Origin of the sequence: Geobacillus proteiniphilus (genome assembly GCF_001908025.1) — a bacterium.
GTDB lineage: Bacteria > Bacillota > Bacilli > Bacillales > Anoxybacillaceae > Geobacillus > Geobacillus proteiniphilus.
In genome coordinates, this window is the sequence record NZ_MQMG01000066.1 from 1 (window position 1) to 15,352 (window position 15,352).

The window sequence follows — 15,352 nt, forward strand, 5'->3', positions numbered from 1 at the left end:
AAGAGCAACCAATGCGCCTTTGTTCGCCGGCGATATGCGGCTTTGCGAAGGAGATTAGGAAAAGCCAAGAAGCTTCATGCGGTGCGAAAAATCGGCGACAAAGAGTCCCGCTGGATGAAAGGTGTCAACCACAAAATCAGCCGTCAAATTGTCAACTTTGCCCTCGCCAACGGTGTTGGCGTGATTCGCATGGAAGAATTGACGGGCATTCGAAAACGGGCAACATCGGCAAAAGAAGCAGGACGAAGCCTTCACTCTTGGGCGTTTCATCAACTGCAAACGATGATTGCCTATAAAGCCGAAATGGCAGGCATTCGGGTCGAGTGGGTGAATCCGACCTACACGAGCCAAACGTGTAAATGTGGTCATCGAGAGAAAGCGAACCGAAACGGCATCCACTTCCAATGCAAAAAATGCGGATATACGATTCATGCCGACTTGAATGGCGCCATCAACATCGCCAAAGCGATTTCGGGCTTGAGCGCCGAACCTAGCGCACTGGTCACAGGTGCGCCGCCCATTGGGGTACATCTTAACCCGATGGGACGGGGTGATGACACACCCCCGAACTTGGGCGTTGTCCGAACCAGAAATGGATGAGGGCGTGAGCGACCCAAGAATCCCACGTCTTCAGCCGTGTGGAGTGTCAAATCTTCTCTCCACAGGAAACATCTTGTGCTATAATTAGGTTTTAGAGCACTTGGTGTGAATCATGCCTGTCTAGGAGAGGAATGGACATATGTTTGCAAAAGTAAAGCAACTATTTGACGAAAGCGCGCGAGAAGTGCAGCGTCTTGCCAAGCTGGTGGCGCAAATCAATGAATGGGAACCGACCATTTCTTCGCTGAGCGATGAACAACTGCGCCAAAAAACGGTTGCCTTCAAAGAACGGCTCGAACGCGGCGAGACGCTCGATGACATAAAAACCGAGGCGTTTGCCGTCGTCCGGGAAGCGGCGCGGCGCGTGCTCGGTCTGCGCCATTACGACGTGCAACTGATGGGCGGATTGGCGATGCATGAAGGAAACATCGCCGAAATGCAGACCGGGGAAGGAAAGACGTTGGCGGCCACTTTGCCGAGCTACTTGCACGCCCTCCTTGGAAAAGGCGTCCACATTATTACAGCCAACGAATATTTAGCGCGCCGGGACTGCGAACAAATGGGCCGTGTGTTCCGCTTTCTCGGCTTAACCGTCGGCCTGAATGTGTCGCAAATGACGGCCAGCGAGAAAAAAGAAGCGTATGCGGCCGATATCACGTACGGCACCGGCACCGAGTTCGGCTTTGATTATTTGCGCGACAACATGGTGTACCGCCTCGAAGATAAAGTGCAGCGCCCGCTGTATTACGCCATCATCGATGAAATCGACAGCATTTTAATCGACGAAGCGCGCACCCCGCTCATCATCGCCAATAAATCGGGGATCGGAGCCGAATTGTTCCCGATTATGGCACGCATCGTCCGCACCTTCGAAGAAGGAAAAGAGTATGAACGGTCCCCGGAGACGAAACAAATTTTCCTCACCGAAGAAGGGGCGCAAAAAATTGAGCGGGCGTTTGGCATCGACAACCTATACGACTGGGAGCATCACGTGTTGCTCCATCATGCGATGCAGTCGCTGCGCGCTTGGTTTATCATGCGGCGGGATGTCGATTACATCGTCAAAAACGGCAAAGTGATGATCGTTGACCCGTTCACCGGCCGGGTGATGGAAGGGCGCTCGTTCAGCGACGGCCTGCATCAAGCTATTGAAGCGAAAGAAGGTGTGGAAATCACCGAAGAAAACGACATCCAAGCAACGATTACGATCCAAAACTATTTTCGCATGTATGAGAAGCTAGCCGGGATGACCGGCAGCGCTACGCCGTCGAAAGAAGAATTTTGGCAAACGTACCGGCTGCGCGTTATTACGATTCCGACAAACCGGCCATCCCGCCGCACCGACTGGGACGACCTCGTCTACCAGACGTACGAGGCGAAAGTACGGAAAATTATTGACGAAGTGAAAAAAATGAATGCCATCGGCCGTCCCGTTCTCATCGGCACGACATCGGTCGCTCAGTCGGAACGGTTGTCAGCAGCGTTTTCGAAAGCAGGCATCCCTCACCACCTGCTCAATGCCAAAACGGAGGAAGAAGAAGCGCGCATCATCGCGACCGCCGGGCAAAAAGGGCAAGTGATGATCGCCACCAATATGGCCGGGCGCGGGACCGATATTTTGCTTGGGGAAGGCGTCAAGGAACTTGGGGGGCTGCACATCATCGGCACAGAGCGCCATGAAAGCCATCGCATTGATATGCAGCTGCGCGGCCGGGCAGGACGCCAAGGGGATCCGGGGTCTTCCCAGTTTATCATTTCGCTCGACGACGATTTATTCCGCTTGTATGATCAAGACGAATTGAAAAAATGGCGAAGCAAAGTCGAAACCGATGAAACCGGACGCATCGTGTCGCCCGACCCGATCAAGTTCGTCCAAAAAGTGCAAACAACGATCGAAAACGCCCATTATTCAGCGCGATTGCATTTATTGAAATTGGACACCGTTATCGACCAACAAAGCAAAGTCATCTACCATATGCGCGATCGCGTCTTGGCGCTGAAGCAAGCAGAGGTGCTGTCCGAGCTCCTTCGGCACATCCATCGCCATATCACACAAACGATCGACCGTTATTGTCCGGAAAACGTCTTTTTTGAAGAGTGGAACATCGAAGGACTGCACAACGAGCTGCGCCGTGCCTTTTTCCGGTTTGCCTATCCGATTGATGATCTTCGCCATAAGCAAAAAGAAGAAATCGCCCAGCTTGTTTGGGACGAATACAAATCGCTTGAAGCGGCGCTTGCCGATCTTCCGTGCGACGAAGAACAAACCATGCGGCTTAAGCATTTGATGGTCGAAACAATCGACGCCCACTGGATTCGCCACTTAAATCAACTGAATTTATTAAAAGAGGGGATTCATTTGCGCAGCTACGGCCAAGAGGATCCGTACCGCGCCTTTGAAATGGACGCCTACCGCGAATTCGTCGCGCTGCAGCAAGCGATCGACGCCGGCATTTGCACCACAGCCATGAACTATTTGAAAAGCCAGTTTGTCATCGATGACGAAGCGGCCGCCGCCGCGAACGAACCATAACCGCGGCGCAACACGCCGCCCCGTAAAGGAGGGGTTCCATGATTTTCCGAAGAAAACAACGCACGCAACCGGAGGCCGAGCTGCCGGCGCAACATGTCAAACAGCCGGAGGTCGGAACGAAAACGACGCTGTCGTTTCATCCGGACTGGCAGCTGTCTCCGGAAGAAACGTACGTCTATCGCTTTTACCACGAACAGCTGCCGCCGCTTCAGCCAAACCAAATTTCCATTTCCGGCGTCAAGCTGATCGAATACAACGATGGGTTTGTCGCTGTCGCCATTTTGCGCAACACGCTGCCGAAGCCGGTTCGCTTTGAACGAATCCGCCTGTTGCTGCTTGACGAGGATGGCACGGCGATCGCCCGCAAAGAGTTTGATATGAGCCCTTTCGGCGAACTGCCGCCGATGACGGCCCGCCCGTGGCGGTTTTTGTTCGCCGCCGAGGACAAGCTCGTCGATCAGTTGCCTGCAGATGGATGGAAGATCGCCTTTGAACTGACACCGCGGCATCGGCTCGACCTAGAGGAAAGCTGGGAGCAGGCGCTGTCGGCTGAACAGCGCCAACAGCTGCAAGCCCTCGTTGACTCGGTTCCGCCTCCCGCTCCCGGGGAGGTGAACTTCATGGGCATTGAAGCGAAACAGCTGCCTTCCGGTGAACTAGGCGTCACGTTGCTCATTCGCAACGGCAGCGACAAACATATCCATTTTGAACAAATCCCGCTTGAAGTGCGGGATCATGCTGGCGACATGGTCGCCCGCGGATTATTTCCCTGCCATCTGGAAGTGAAAGCCCACACCAGCAAACCATGGACGTTCCTCTTCCCACCGGAATTGCTGCACAAAGCAGAACCGGATTGGACGTCCTGGAAGGTGACGATCCCATCCTCCCCGGCACAGAGCGAAAAGCAAGAAACGCCGTCAAGCGACGAGTAACCTGCAAAAAGCTGGCCCCCATGGTCGCCAAACGACCGATGGAGGCCAGCTTTCTTTGCATCGTTCCGTTCAAAACGGCCGCGCTCCCGCTGTCGGCCGCGCCTTAGTCGAAGCAGCCGAACTTTGCACCATCAAGAGCAGACGGCTATCCAACGCATCTCGATGGGAGAGCCTTATTTCGTAGAAGCAGCGGTTTGAATCTCCATGTAAGCGCCTTTTTTCATCGCTACGCCGTCTTTGCTTTTTAACACCGGCGGAATGACCAACAAATAGCTCTGCCCTTTGGCCAGCTTCGCTGCCGGTTTGATCAAAAGCTCCGTCCCCCGGCGGATTTGCGCCGTCACCGCTACTTCCTGTCCACCTAATTGATACAATTTTACTCCGCTTACCGCGGTATTGGCGAGCGGACGAGAGAAACGGACGACAAACGTCTTATCGACCGGCGCATTGCGCAGCTTGCCGAGCGACTGATACCCTTTCAGCTGCCCAATCAGCAAATCGCGGTGAGCGGCATATAGCTCTTTCCCAACGACCGTCGGCACATCCGGCTTCACCCCAACGTTATGAATCGGCGTCCCTTTTGGCGAGAAAAAGTGGGCGACGGTCAACTTCAACATGCTGCCGTCCGACAGCTCAAACATTTCCTGCATCGATCCTTTGCCAAACGTCCGTTGCCCATACAAAACGGCCGCCTTTTGCTCCTTCACCGCCGCCGCCAACATTTCCGACGCACTCGCGCTCGACGCGTTGACAAGCAGCCGGATCGGTCCCGTCATTTGCACCGGCTGTTTGACAGCGGCATACACTTCTGGGTGATTCGAACGGTCGCGCAACTGAAACGCCTGTTTCACATTCGGGAAAAAGCCAGCGATTTTCTGCGCCGTTTCCACATATCCCCCCGGATTGTCGCGGAGGTCAAAAATCCACCCTTTCACCCCGCTTAACGAGCGGATGGCGCGTTCGATCTCACCGGGCGCTGTCTCATCAAAACTATATAGCTGAATATAGCCGATATTCCCTGCCAGCCGTTTGAACTCAACGTTCGGCCAGTCGATTTTTTCCCGCTTGATGGTGACGCTGACGGTTTCCTCGGTCGACGGTCGCCAAACGGTTACTGCCACCGTCGTTCCTTCTTCCCCTGCGATCAAGCTCAATACTTTTTCCATTGTCTCATTCGTTACCGGCTGCCCGTCAACAGCCTGAATCACATCGCCCGGCTGCAGTCCGGCGCGGGCGGCTGGCCCATTGTCCAAGACAGACATGATGTGGACGCCGTCCTCATCTTCCTCAACCATCACGCCGATGCCGACAGACTCCATATCAATCCACTTCAAAAATTCCTCGTATTCTTCCTTTGTCATATAGGCAGAATACGGGTCAAGCTGTTTGACAATATCTTGCGGGGTGCTCGCCTTCAGCACTTGATCGCTCACCGGTTCCACATAATACTGGCGGACAATTTCCCGCACTTCTTCGAGCACCTTCGTTGACGCCGGAGCCGTCGCCGCCTCCGCCGGCGGACTCCAAACCGAAAATGAAGCCGCAAGCAACATAAGAGCCGCCGCCCATCGCTGAATCACATTCATATTCGTCTCTCCTCTCCCAACATGCGCCAGTTTATTCTATATCGACATCTAAGACAACCGGCGCTTTAAAATCATCGATATACACCGCCAGCTGCTTGCGCGTCGCCGCATCCACCACGTTTGGCAGCCACCGGTCGCAAAGCGACAGCAACCGCTCCGCCCGCGCGATATCCCCTTCATCATACGCATCAAGCAGCTTGTCCATGGCTTGCATAATATTGATGGCATAATACGCGCGCTGCTGAACAGCCAAAGCCGGGCGTTGAAACCATCCTTCCATCTTTTCGCGAAGCGACGCTCCCGGAACGCGGCCGATGAGAATCGCCGTTTTGCGAATTTGGTATTGCAACGGGGCATAGGAATCATACACGACATCCACATCCCCCGTCCGCAACGCCCGGTCGACGTTGGCCGTCAAGGCGCGCAATCGCTCCCCGCTTTCGACAGCGCTGATATAGGCGGAAGCCTTTTTAATCGTCTGTTCTCCGGCAGTGATCCGTTTTTCCAACTGCGCCCTTGCCGTTTGTGGACGCACGCGCGCCACTTCTTTTTTTGCCGCCTCATAATCGCTTTTGACTTGGTTCAAGAGACGGTACGGCTTGGACCATTGATCCGCTTTCATCGCCCGCTCAAGCTGGGCGGCATGCTGCTCAAGCCGCTCCACATTCGGGAACGGGGCCGCTTCCGCCTGAACGGCCAACAGCGAAAACGATAACCAAAACACCGCCAGCCATCCGATGATTGAAAATGCTTTTCTCCGTTTTCTCCTCACACTTTCACCTGCTATCTATGAAAATATAAAACTGTATTTCAATTTTAATGGAAAAGGAACAAAATGAAAATATGTTCTGAAAAAAATCGAACTTAAGCCCTTCAAAGCATAAAATAAGGCCGACTCTTCAGCCACCTTTTTGACTGTCAGAGCCAGCCTTGATCAACTAAAGTCCGGCCAATGGGTTTGCTGCTTGTCGCCGTCGATTTTGCTCAGCGTCCGGTAGCGAAACGGAACGATTTCCTGCTCTGGCTTGCCAAGAAACTCTTTCGCCCATTCGAACGGAATCAAATCGAACTGTTCCTTGTTTTCAGCGATAAAATAGACGCCGACGACTCTTCCTTGTTGATTGAGGTCAATCGTTAAAAAAGCCGGGTAATACGTGCCGTCTTGCGCCCGCAGCACCGCTTTGGCCGTCACCCGGCCGTCTCCTTCGTCTTCCACATCCGGATTGGCGATTCGCTCCAACACTTTGATCGCCCATCCTTGTTTTTTATATCCTCCGACCAGCTTCGGCGGATTTTTCCGCAACTGCTCCAACAACGTTTGCTCGTCCATTGTCAAGCTTTTGCCTCCCTTGCGGTTTGCCTATCCACTCGTTTTATAATATATACAATACTTTTCAGAGAAATGCAAATGCCTAGAAGAGCAGCATGCAAGGACTTTCTCGATTTAGGAACCCCTATCGATGAGCAACATCCCTTGTTCATTCACCATCCTTCTAGGCAAGCAGGGGAGGCGAGCGCATCAGCGGAAGATGGCGCAAAGGCCGTCGATGTAAATCGCTCCGGCGTTTTTCCGCCCGATATCCGTTTCCATATAACGCACCGGCATCTCCAGCATGAGCGGAAGCGCGACATCGCTAGGCACAGCGGCTTGCACATATTTCCAACCAGTCCAATCGACATGGCGGGCAAAATCGATCCAGATGCGGCGCCCGCTTCCATCCCGCAGCTGGGCGCGCAGCCAATGGCCGCTTCCGTCTCCATACACCCACATGCCAATCGCTTGCGGCCGTTTCGAAATCCAAATCGCTTCCTCCCGACTAGCATAGACGCCGGATGTCCCTGGCATCCCGCGGAAATCATATGAAATTTTCAGCGCCCGCTTTCCTTCTCTCACCTTTTCTGTCGTCCGCTCGACCGCAGCCCCCACATAGTTGACGCCCGATGCATTCCACTTCGACTCGGCCTCAAAATCATCAAGCACTTCTTCGCTTTCCCCGTTCTCTTGCGTCTCTTTGTACACAACAAGAAGCGCATTCGCCACCGGACGCGCAAATCCATCAGACGGTTTGTTTTCGACTTTGAGCTGCCCGTTTGGCTGGCGGACGACAAATGTCGAAGAACCGCCGCCATCGAGCGTCATCGCATCGACGGCGCCAAGCTCATACATCAGTTTGGCCAGCTCATTCAATGTCATTCCTTGGCTATGGGCAGGCTGGCGGCCATCGACAACGACGAGCATGACATTTCCGTTCTTGTCAATGCCGACGGCTGTACGCGGATGGACTCCTTCAATCGAAAACGGCTGCACTTTTCCATCCGCCACCAACCGGTATCGGCCGCCGAGCGCTTCTTTCACCCCACTCCATTCGGGCTGGTCATACTGAAGGGAAATTTCCACCGCATCCCCTTCTTTCGCCTGCCGCAAATAGTCGCTAGCCCGGCCATGGCCCGATAGCACGAGCTCTCCAGGCTGGAGCGGTTCATCGCCTTGACCGACTACAACTTTCTTCACCGTTCCGGTGACCGTTCCATTCCCGTTCAACACCCCTTGTACATTCGTCAGCACGACTTCCGTCCCAAGAGCGTTCGTTTTCGTGGAGGCAGCGAAATACGGGGTGTACAAAATCAACTGATGAGCGCGCCGCGGCTTGTTGATGCCATCGACGGGGTATGGGCTTCCTTGTCCAATTCGAACGCGAATTTGAACATCTGGGTTTCCGATCATCGGCTTCCCATCAGCGCTGATGCCAAAAATCGTCCGTTCCGCCGCCGGCGTCGTATTCGTCATCACAATTTCCCCACGGTGCACCATCAAATCGGTCGGCGAACCATCCTCTTTGAAATAATCGCCGTTCACCGCCGCCAACACCGTCCCGTCGCGGCCATCGTACCGTTTTGCCTGCTCAAGCACCGGTTCGATGCCAAGCACTTGATCATTGGACAGCGCCGTCTCAATAGCCAGCCTCTCATTCGACGTATCGATGTCAAGCTTGTACACATGCTGCTTGCCGCGCGTTCCGACGATTTCCATTTCCTCTTTTTCCACCCCAGAGGCGATGCGCGTCGACACCTCCTTCACCACCGTGCCGACCGCCAGCTGCCTTGCCCCATACTTCCCCGGATTGACAAGCTTCAGCTTCTCCCTCGACGGTGTTTTATACACGACATGCCCTTTGATATTGGTGACATAATATCCACCGCCAACCCCGTATTGGCCGCCAAACGCCTCGTCATACGAATACACCCGGTACTGTTCTCCAGGCTGCAGCACGCGGACAAACGTCAGCGCCCCGTTTTCCCGTTTCCATAGATTAATCGGTTTCACGATCTCCAATTTTCCAATTTGCCCCTGCACAAGGCGCATGCCTTCCCAGTAGACGACATTCGCTCCGGCATCCGCTTCTGTCGCTTGCAGCGCCGTCCATGCGGCCAACACCGCCCCGACCCCAATGCGGATGATGTTCTTCGCTTTTCCCACTGGTCCCCTTTTCCTCTCTTTCTATCATTTTGTTGCAATCGATTCTATTATACGACAAACTTCTACAAAAAGGGGGATCTTTTTCCATTTATCTTGTCAAAAAAATGTCCCAGCACTGCTGGGACGCTCTTGAGAAGCGAAAGGATCATCCGCGGTCACGGAGTATAAAACTCTTGAGAGTAGTAGGGTTGATTGAATGAATTGAACGCCACCCCAACGCCGAGGCGGGTAAAGTCCGGGTATAAAAGATTTTGCCGATGCCCGAGCGAGTGCATCCACGCTTCATGGACGAAAATCGCATCGTACTGGCCGTAGGCAATGTTTTCCCCTGCGACATGATAAGTGATGCCATGGCGCTTCAGGCGGTCAAACGGCGACAATCCTTGCAAGTTCGTATGAGAGAAGTAGTGATGGACCGCCATATCTTCGCTATGTTCACGGGCGGCCGCCGCCGCTTTCGCATCCCAGACAAGCGCCGGAAGCCCGTGCAAACGGCGCGCAGCATTCACCAGATCAAAAATTTGATATTCATAGGCAGCGCGCAGCTCCTCCGTCGCCGTTCCGTAAAACCCGGGCTTTTCATCCTCGAGCGCCCGATTGACAACAAGCACGCCATCCACCCGGTTGTTGTTGTACCGGTCATAAAAGAAGGTGATGTAGCGGCCGTTGACAAGATAGATCCCGTATTCGTCATTTTGAATGTTGTAGACGGCATCCTTTTTTTGGATGAAGGCGAGCGGCCGGCCGTAGCGCGCTTCCACCACCGTTTTCGCCGTTCCGATGCCCGTTCCTTTTTTCGTTTGGACGATCGGTTGGTTCGTGTACATCGCCGCCACCCGATCACGGTCATAGCTCACCATCAAAAAGTTTTTGTAACCGCCCTGATCATACGCCTCCCAATATAGGCCGTAGGCGTTTTTCGTCTTCCGCTTCGCCTTGCCGTACATCGCTTCGACCTTGGCGCGCGAATCGCCGATCGCCACCCCGTTCATCGTGACATCGGTCATGTTTGCCTTCGCCCGCTGCACGCATAAAGCAGCGGCCAACTTCTCTCTTGACGGCGTTTCATAGCGGACGCGGGCATCGTTCTTGATCGCATATCCTCGGCCGACATCAAAATAGCCGCCGCGCAACGCGTACACGCGATACACCGCACCGCTTGGCAGCGTCTTCACTGCTTTGTTCGACAACCATAGCTCTGTCGGCGCTGTGACCGTCAACCGGCCGATTTGTCCGGGCTTCAGTTCAGCCCCGTCCCACCACACTTTTTCCGTTCCGACAAGCTCCCCGCAATCCTCCGCCTTGACCATTGATGAACTCGGCATCCAAAGCCATCCGGCCGCAGCCAACAGCATTCCTATTGCCACCGCCTGCACCCATTTCCTCACTTCCGCCCGCTCCTTCCTTTCTCTTTTTCTTTCATCATAGATGTCTTTCCATCAAAAGAAAAGAGAAAAAAGAATGATTTCAAAGAAAAAGAGGCCGCTTTGGTTATGCAAATTTCGAAATTTCGTCAAACAAGCTTCTCGCCCACTTGGCTAAGGGGCGAAATATAGGTTAAAATGGATCATATTTATTCTTCCATTTTCGTGAGAGAGGAGCATACTTTATGAAGATCATGAAAAAATTTCTAACAGTCTCAGCGCTAAGCGCCGGAATCCTTCTGTCGCCATTTCACGTCCACGATGCGCAAGCAAAAGTTTGGTGGAATGGCATGGAATTGGTGCAGGGACAGATCGGCAAATTAACTGTTTTGAAAGATACCGAGCTTTATAAGTTACAAGGAGAGAAGAAAGTTTACATAAAAACGTTAAAAGCCGGTGGAGTCTATCGCATTTACACGTTTAAACCTGGCATGTTAGGTTTAGGCGGCGGATATTATGTCGATCGCGATGCCCGGGTAAAATACGAAACTCCTTCCAAAGCAAAACTCAATCAAGTCAAAATGGAACAGCTGTTCCGTGGAGTAAAACTCGGCATGTCCACTTCTCAAGTCAAGAAGTTGGAAACCGCAAAATTTATCCTACAAGAAAATATAGACGGCGGCCAAGCCTGGGTCTATTCGACTTCTCTTTTCGGATATCATACGCTGCTCGTCTATGGATTTGAGAACGGAAAGCTTGCCTTCTACGGCTACTCGTTCGATGCCGGCCAGGAGTATACAAAAGATCAGCTCACAGCGATTTACAACAATCTGAAACAACAGCTCATCACGCTATTTGGAAACCAGTATGAACAGTCCGATTCTGGCCAAGGCTACCCGCCTGCACTCGCATTTCACAAAGACGGCCTTGTGATTGCCCTTTTGTATGATGCTGAAGGATTAGTGGTGACCATTAGCAGCAACGAGTGACATATAGATGCAACGAAAACGTTTAACATATCCTTGACAGTTTGGCACGTACACAGCTGATTGGAACGTCCCATGATCAGTAAGCTTCACCCGAACGCCAACAAGCAAAAAACGAGGCGCCTTGGCCGAACGGCATCATTCACTCGGCTGAGACAGCCTCGCTTTCTGTTTTTACTCCCCATTCACCAACTTCAACTTCTCCTTTGACGGCGTTTCGTAGCGGATGTGCGTGTCGATGTCGGTCACGTAATACCCGCCGCCGACCGCATACTGCCCGCCGAAGCGCGCGTCATACCCGTAGACGCGGTACACTTCCCCAGGCTTTAAGATGCGGACGAACTTAAGGCGCCCATCATTCATCCGTTTCCATAGATTGATCGGCTTTTGCACCGTCAAGCGGCCGATTTGCCCTTTTTTCAGCTCCACGCCATCCCAGTACACTTTTTTCACTTGGCTTGGAGGAGTGGTTGGCTTTCTCGGTTTCTCTTTTGGTTTCGATGGAGACGGTTTTTGCGGCGGTGCTGATGGAGGTGCTCCGTTTCCCGGAGGAGCTGTGCCACCCGGCGGAACGCTCCCCCCCAGGGGATGTACCATCCGATGGGCCACCGTTGCCCGGAGAGGTGCCGTTGCCTGGTGTTGTCCCTCCGTCATGGGACGGCGTTTCACTGCCCGGCAAACCGCTTCCCGGAGAATCGCCGTTGCTTGGCGGCGTTGTCAACGTCCCTTCGCGCAATTGCTTCGTTTCTAAATTCAGCACGTAATCTTTCGTGTTTTTCGCAATCGCTCCACCGTCGTTGTTGAAAATGGCTGTTTTGCTTTCGGCCGATGGTTCGATATGGATCGACACTTCTTTTTGATGGTTGGCCGGCGCAAACGTGTACGAGAATGCCATCCGACCATCAATCGGCACCCGCTCGCCATTGATCGTCAAAACACCGTTTTTAATGGCATTGCCCTTGATCGTCACTTGACTCCCTTGTTTTTGCACCTCTTCGATGACGACCGGCATATCGATCCAGCGCAAAATGCGGTCTTGCACAATCATCGTATTGTTTCCTTCATTGTGGACCGTAACTTTCAAGTCGGTGCCAATCGCCCCATAGCCGTAGTAGCTCACGTCATCATCGTTGTCGTCCTCACGCGTATGGTCGGCCAACCCCTCTTGATCCCACGATCCGCCTTTCACATACTTTATAGATGATCGTTTCCCCTTCCTGCACCTCAACAGTAAATTGCCAATCGGGCGTCACCGCACCGTTGCGCGACATCTCCCAGGCCCCTGTGTTCCAGCCGTTCAAGCTGTTCGGAATCTTGACACTCCACACGCCTAAAGGCGTGGGATTCTTGGGTCGTTCGCGTCCTCATCCATTTCTGGTTCGGACAACGCCCAAGTTCAGGGGTGTGCCATCACCCCGTCCCATCGGGTTAGTGTGTACCCCAATGGGCGGCGCACCTGTGACCAGTGCGCTAGGCGGCGAAGCCCGAAATCGCTTTGGCGATGTTGATCGCGCCATTTAAGTCGGCGTGGATGGTGTATCCGCACTTTTGGCATCGGAAGCAGATGCCGTTTCGGTTCGCTTTCTCTCGATGTCCACATTTACACGTTTGGCTCGTATAAGTTGGATTCACCCACTCCACCCGAATGCCTGCCATTTCGGCTTTATAGGCAATCATCGTTTGTAGTTGGTGAAATGCCCAAGAATGAAGGCTTCGTCCTGCTTCTTTGGCCGATGTTGCCCGCTTTCGAATCCCCGTCAACTCTTCCATTCGAATCACGCCAACACCGTTGGCGAGGGCAAAACGGACGATTTGACGGCTGATTTTATGGTTCCTATCCTTCATCCAGCGGGACTCTTTACGGCCGATTTTGCGAATCATATGGAGCTTCTTGGCTTGGCCCAACGTTCGCCGCAAAGCCGCATATCGTCGGCGTACAAAGGCGCATTGGCTCCCTTTGAAAAACAACGATTTCGTTCCTACGCTGGCAACGGCGATATAGCGAAGCCCAAGGTCAACCCCCATCACCTTTGTTTCGTGTCGCGGCTCCATTTCAAAGGTGATGGTGATCGCCAAGTACCATTTCTTTCTCTTTTTGTAGAGCTTGGCTGCCCCTTGTTTGGCGGTTCCATTGATCAGCCGATTCAGCCACGCTTCTTGATAGGAACGCGTGACCACCGGCACGCCAATTCGTTTCTCCAGTGTGGGGAAGGAAACCGTGTAGAACTCTCCTTTCTTTTCCACCTTCACGTTTTGGTTGTTAAAGCAACACCATAATGTTCGGAACTTCTTTGTTTTCTGGTTTTTCTTTTGAGACTTCACTTCTCGAATCGTTTGATTCACGATAGCAGAAGGAAACCGCTGCGACGAAAACTCTTTAAAAATTTTGCTCGTCGCTTGATTCAGCTCGGGATGATTCAACAGCCAATTCGCAAACGATGTATTCACTTCTGTCATCCGTTCATACATGTCTTGTTTGACTTTCGTTGGGTTGTGCAGCTCCAGCCTTAGTGTGATCGTGGGCATGGATTCACCTCCTTCTAGCGATGACATGATACCATTTTTTTCATAATCATTCGATATTAGTAAAACGACTCGCTTTCATCCCACCCCTAAAGGAGTGAGCTTTCTCGCTCGCGGGTCTGTAACAAGTATATCATGATGTCTATTCCTCAAGTACCTTGTTCAGCTTCTTATCAAAAGTATATACCTCGTATCCCTTTACTTTATGATAGGCGTACAAAAGGGCATCCACAAAGTCCAGTCGTCTTCTGCCAAACAGAATGAGCGCTTCCTCTAATATCTCGATATCATCCACGTCGATATTATCGTATTTGAACAGTTCTAAAAGAGTATCGCTGATCTCAGCATTTGTGACATTGTACACTTTTTCAAGAACATAGACAACTTCAACGACTACTTCTTTTAGCAATAACACCTTGTTATTTTCAATAATCGTTGCCGCTTTAGCCGACAAATCATCATGATCATTAAGCAGGTATCTTAGAATAATGTTTGCATCAATGATTTTCATATTGATCCACCACAGCTTGAGACCAGGCATCGCTTTCTTGAGCCTGCAAATCCTCATTTTTATATTTTGACAGAGCCCCTCTTAAGCTCTTCTTTTTTGATTGTTCTGAATTTTCTTCGTCTGCATAGGGAAGGATAATGACTTCCACTTTCCTATTTTTTAATGATTCAGGTATATCTATGAACTTTTCTAGATCATTGCTGTTTTTTATTACTCTCACAAAATCCATGCTTCTTCGCTCCTTTCATTGAACGCTCTCCCACCTACGCTTGCGCTTCGAGGTGGGAGATGATAAAGCGGAACTCTTTAAACATATTATATCATTTTATATCATTTTAATTGTACATTATCACACAAAAATTCACTTTATGAGTCAGTCAAGAATTTATCGGGAAAATCCACAGAATATTCCTCTGTTTATCTGAAATGTATGCATTTATTACTATATGCTGATAATAAGTGAAATTCCTACCGTTATGTTCACACTTCATATCGAACCCTTTCACTCATGAAAACGTCATCCACTCCACTTGACGGAAAAAAGCCGCCTTTAGCCGAAGCAGGCATACATCCCTGACGGCTAAGACAGCTATTTCACTTTATTGCCCATTCACCAACTTCAACTTCTCCTTTGACGGCGTTTCGTAGCGGATGTGCGTGTCGATGTCGGTTACGTAATACCCGCCGCCGACCGCGTACTGCCCGCCGAAGCGCGCATCATACCCGTAGACGCGGTACACTTCCCCAGGCTTTAAGATGCGGACGAACACAAGGCGCCCATCATTCGTCCGTTTCCATAGATTGATCGGCTTTTGCACCGTTTGATGATTGTACCGTGA

The 15,352-nt window shown here is 52.0% G+C and carries 12 protein-coding genes and 2 pseudogenes; 4 read left to right on the forward strand and 10 right to left on the reverse strand.

From position 1 onward, the window contains the following. From BRO54_RS16820 to BRO54_RS16830, 3 genes are all read left to right on the forward strand, one after another. Positions 1–600, forward strand: a 600-nt coding sequence (locus BRO54_RS16820) for an RNA-guided endonuclease TnpB family protein (RefSeq protein ID WP_139268087.1), incomplete at its 5' end; no start/stop codon positions are given. A gap of 139 nt (positions 601–739) precedes the next feature. Continuing rightward, entirely contained in the window at positions 740–3,133 is a 2,394-nt protein-coding gene (secA2, locus tag BRO54_RS16825) for an accessory Sec system translocase SecA2 (RefSeq protein ID WP_074044678.1), read from the forward strand. 38 nt (positions 3,134–3,171) lie between these two features. Next, positions 3,172–4,065, forward strand: coding sequence for an accessory Sec system S-layer assembly protein (locus BRO54_RS16830; RefSeq protein ID WP_074044679.1), 894 nt, complete (start codon positions 3,172–3,174; stop codon positions 4,063–4,065). 173 nt (positions 4,066–4,238) lie between these two features. On the opposite strand, the gene BRO54_RS16835 is transcribed toward BRO54_RS16830, so the two are convergent. From BRO54_RS16835 to BRO54_RS16855, 5 genes are all read right to left on the reverse strand, one after another. Beyond that, positions 4,239–5,651, reverse strand: coding sequence for a S41 family peptidase (locus BRO54_RS16835; RefSeq protein ID WP_074044680.1), 1,413 nt, complete (start codon positions 5,649–5,651; stop codon positions 4,239–4,241). A 31-nt stretch (positions 5,652–5,682) separates the two neighbouring features. Continuing rightward, the gene (locus BRO54_RS16840) at positions 5,683–6,423 is read right to left on the reverse strand and encodes a hypothetical protein (protein WP_074044681.1); all 741 of its coding nucleotides are present in this window, start codon (positions 6,421–6,423) and stop codon (positions 5,683–5,685) included. 162 nt (positions 6,424–6,585) lie between these two features. Next, positions 6,586–6,987: a hypothetical protein gene (locus BRO54_RS16845; RefSeq protein WP_021321954.1), complete on the reverse strand. Its 402-nt coding sequence runs from the start codon at positions 6,985–6,987 to the stop codon at positions 6,586–6,588. 183 nt (positions 6,988–7,170) lie between these two features. Next, positions 7,171–9,129, reverse strand: a complete 1,959-nt coding sequence (locus BRO54_RS16850; RefSeq protein WP_074044682.1) for a phosphodiester glycosidase family protein — start codon at positions 9,127–9,129, stop codon at positions 7,171–7,173. A gap of 155 nt (positions 9,130–9,284) precedes the next feature. Continuing rightward, positions 9,285–10,517 (reverse strand): CAP domain-containing protein, encoded by a 1,233-nt coding sequence (locus BRO54_RS16855; protein ID WP_068895380.1) that lies wholly within the window; start codon positions 10,515–10,517, stop codon positions 9,285–9,287. A 221-nt stretch (positions 10,518–10,738) separates the two neighbouring features. Between BRO54_RS16855 and BRO54_RS16860 the strand changes: the two genes are divergently transcribed. Beyond that, positions 10,739–11,482 carry a hypothetical protein gene (locus BRO54_RS16860; protein WP_074044683.1) on the forward strand — a complete coding sequence of 248 codons (744 nt, stop codon included), beginning with the start codon at positions 10,739–10,741 and terminating at the stop codon, positions 11,480–11,482. A 171-nt stretch (positions 11,483–11,653) separates the two neighbouring features. Here BRO54_RS16860 and BRO54_RS20215 read toward each other — a convergent pair. From BRO54_RS20215 to BRO54_RS16885, 5 genes and pseudogenes are all read right to left on the reverse strand, one after another. Beyond that, positions 11,654–12,795 (reverse strand): annotated as a pseudogene (locus BRO54_RS20215) (CBM20 domain-containing protein); the annotation flags it as partial. 154 nt (positions 12,796–12,949) lie between these two features. Further along, positions 12,950–14,005 carry an RNA-guided endonuclease TnpB family protein gene (locus BRO54_RS16870; protein WP_074044684.1) on the reverse strand — a complete coding sequence of 352 codons (1,056 nt, stop codon included), beginning with the start codon at positions 14,003–14,005 and terminating at the stop codon, positions 12,950–12,952. Between the two features lie 139 nt (positions 14,006–14,144). Further along, positions 14,145–14,513: a PIN domain-containing protein gene (locus BRO54_RS16875; RefSeq protein WP_068895373.1), complete on the reverse strand. Its 369-nt coding sequence runs from the start codon at positions 14,511–14,513 to the stop codon at positions 14,145–14,147. Further along, a complete protein-coding gene (locus BRO54_RS16880; RefSeq protein ID WP_068895371.1) occupies positions 14,500–14,742 on the reverse strand; it encodes a hypothetical protein in 243 nt (80 codons plus the stop codon). The genes BRO54_RS16875 and BRO54_RS16880 overlap by 14 nt, the downstream gene beginning before the upstream one ends. A 370-nt stretch (positions 14,743–15,112) precedes the next feature. After that, positions 15,113–15,352 (reverse strand): annotated as a pseudogene (locus tag BRO54_RS16885) (multifunctional 2',3'-cyclic-nucleotide 2'-phosphodiesterase/5'-nucleotidase/3'-nucleotidase); the annotation flags it as partial.

Bases quoted from the DNA above. Each gene is read 5' to 3' on its own strand.
- secA2 (WP_074044678.1), top strand. From the start codon at position 740: ATGTTTGCAAAAGTAAAGCAACTATTTGACGAAAGCGCGCGAGAAGTG.
- BRO54_RS16835 (WP_074044680.1), bottom strand. From the start codon at position 5,651: ATGAATGTGATTCAGCGATGGGCGGCGGCTCTTATGTTGCTTGCGGCT.
- BRO54_RS16875 (WP_068895373.1), bottom strand. From the start codon at position 14,513: ATGAAAATCATTGATGCAAACATTATTCTAAGATACCTGCTTAATGAT.
- BRO54_RS16860 (WP_074044683.1), top strand. From the start codon at position 10,739: ATGAAGATCATGAAAAAATTTCTAACAGTCTCAGCGCTAAGCGCCGGA.
- BRO54_RS16870 (WP_074044684.1), bottom strand. From the start codon at position 14,005: ATGCCCACGATCACACTAAGGCTGGAGCTGCACAACCCAACGAAAGTC.
- BRO54_RS16880 (WP_068895371.1), bottom strand. From the start codon at position 14,742: ATGGATTTTGTGAGAGTAATAAAAAACAGCAATGATCTAGAAAAGTTC.
- BRO54_RS16830 (WP_074044679.1), top strand. From the start codon at position 3,172: ATGATTTTCCGAAGAAAACAACGCACGCAACCGGAGGCCGAGCTGCCG.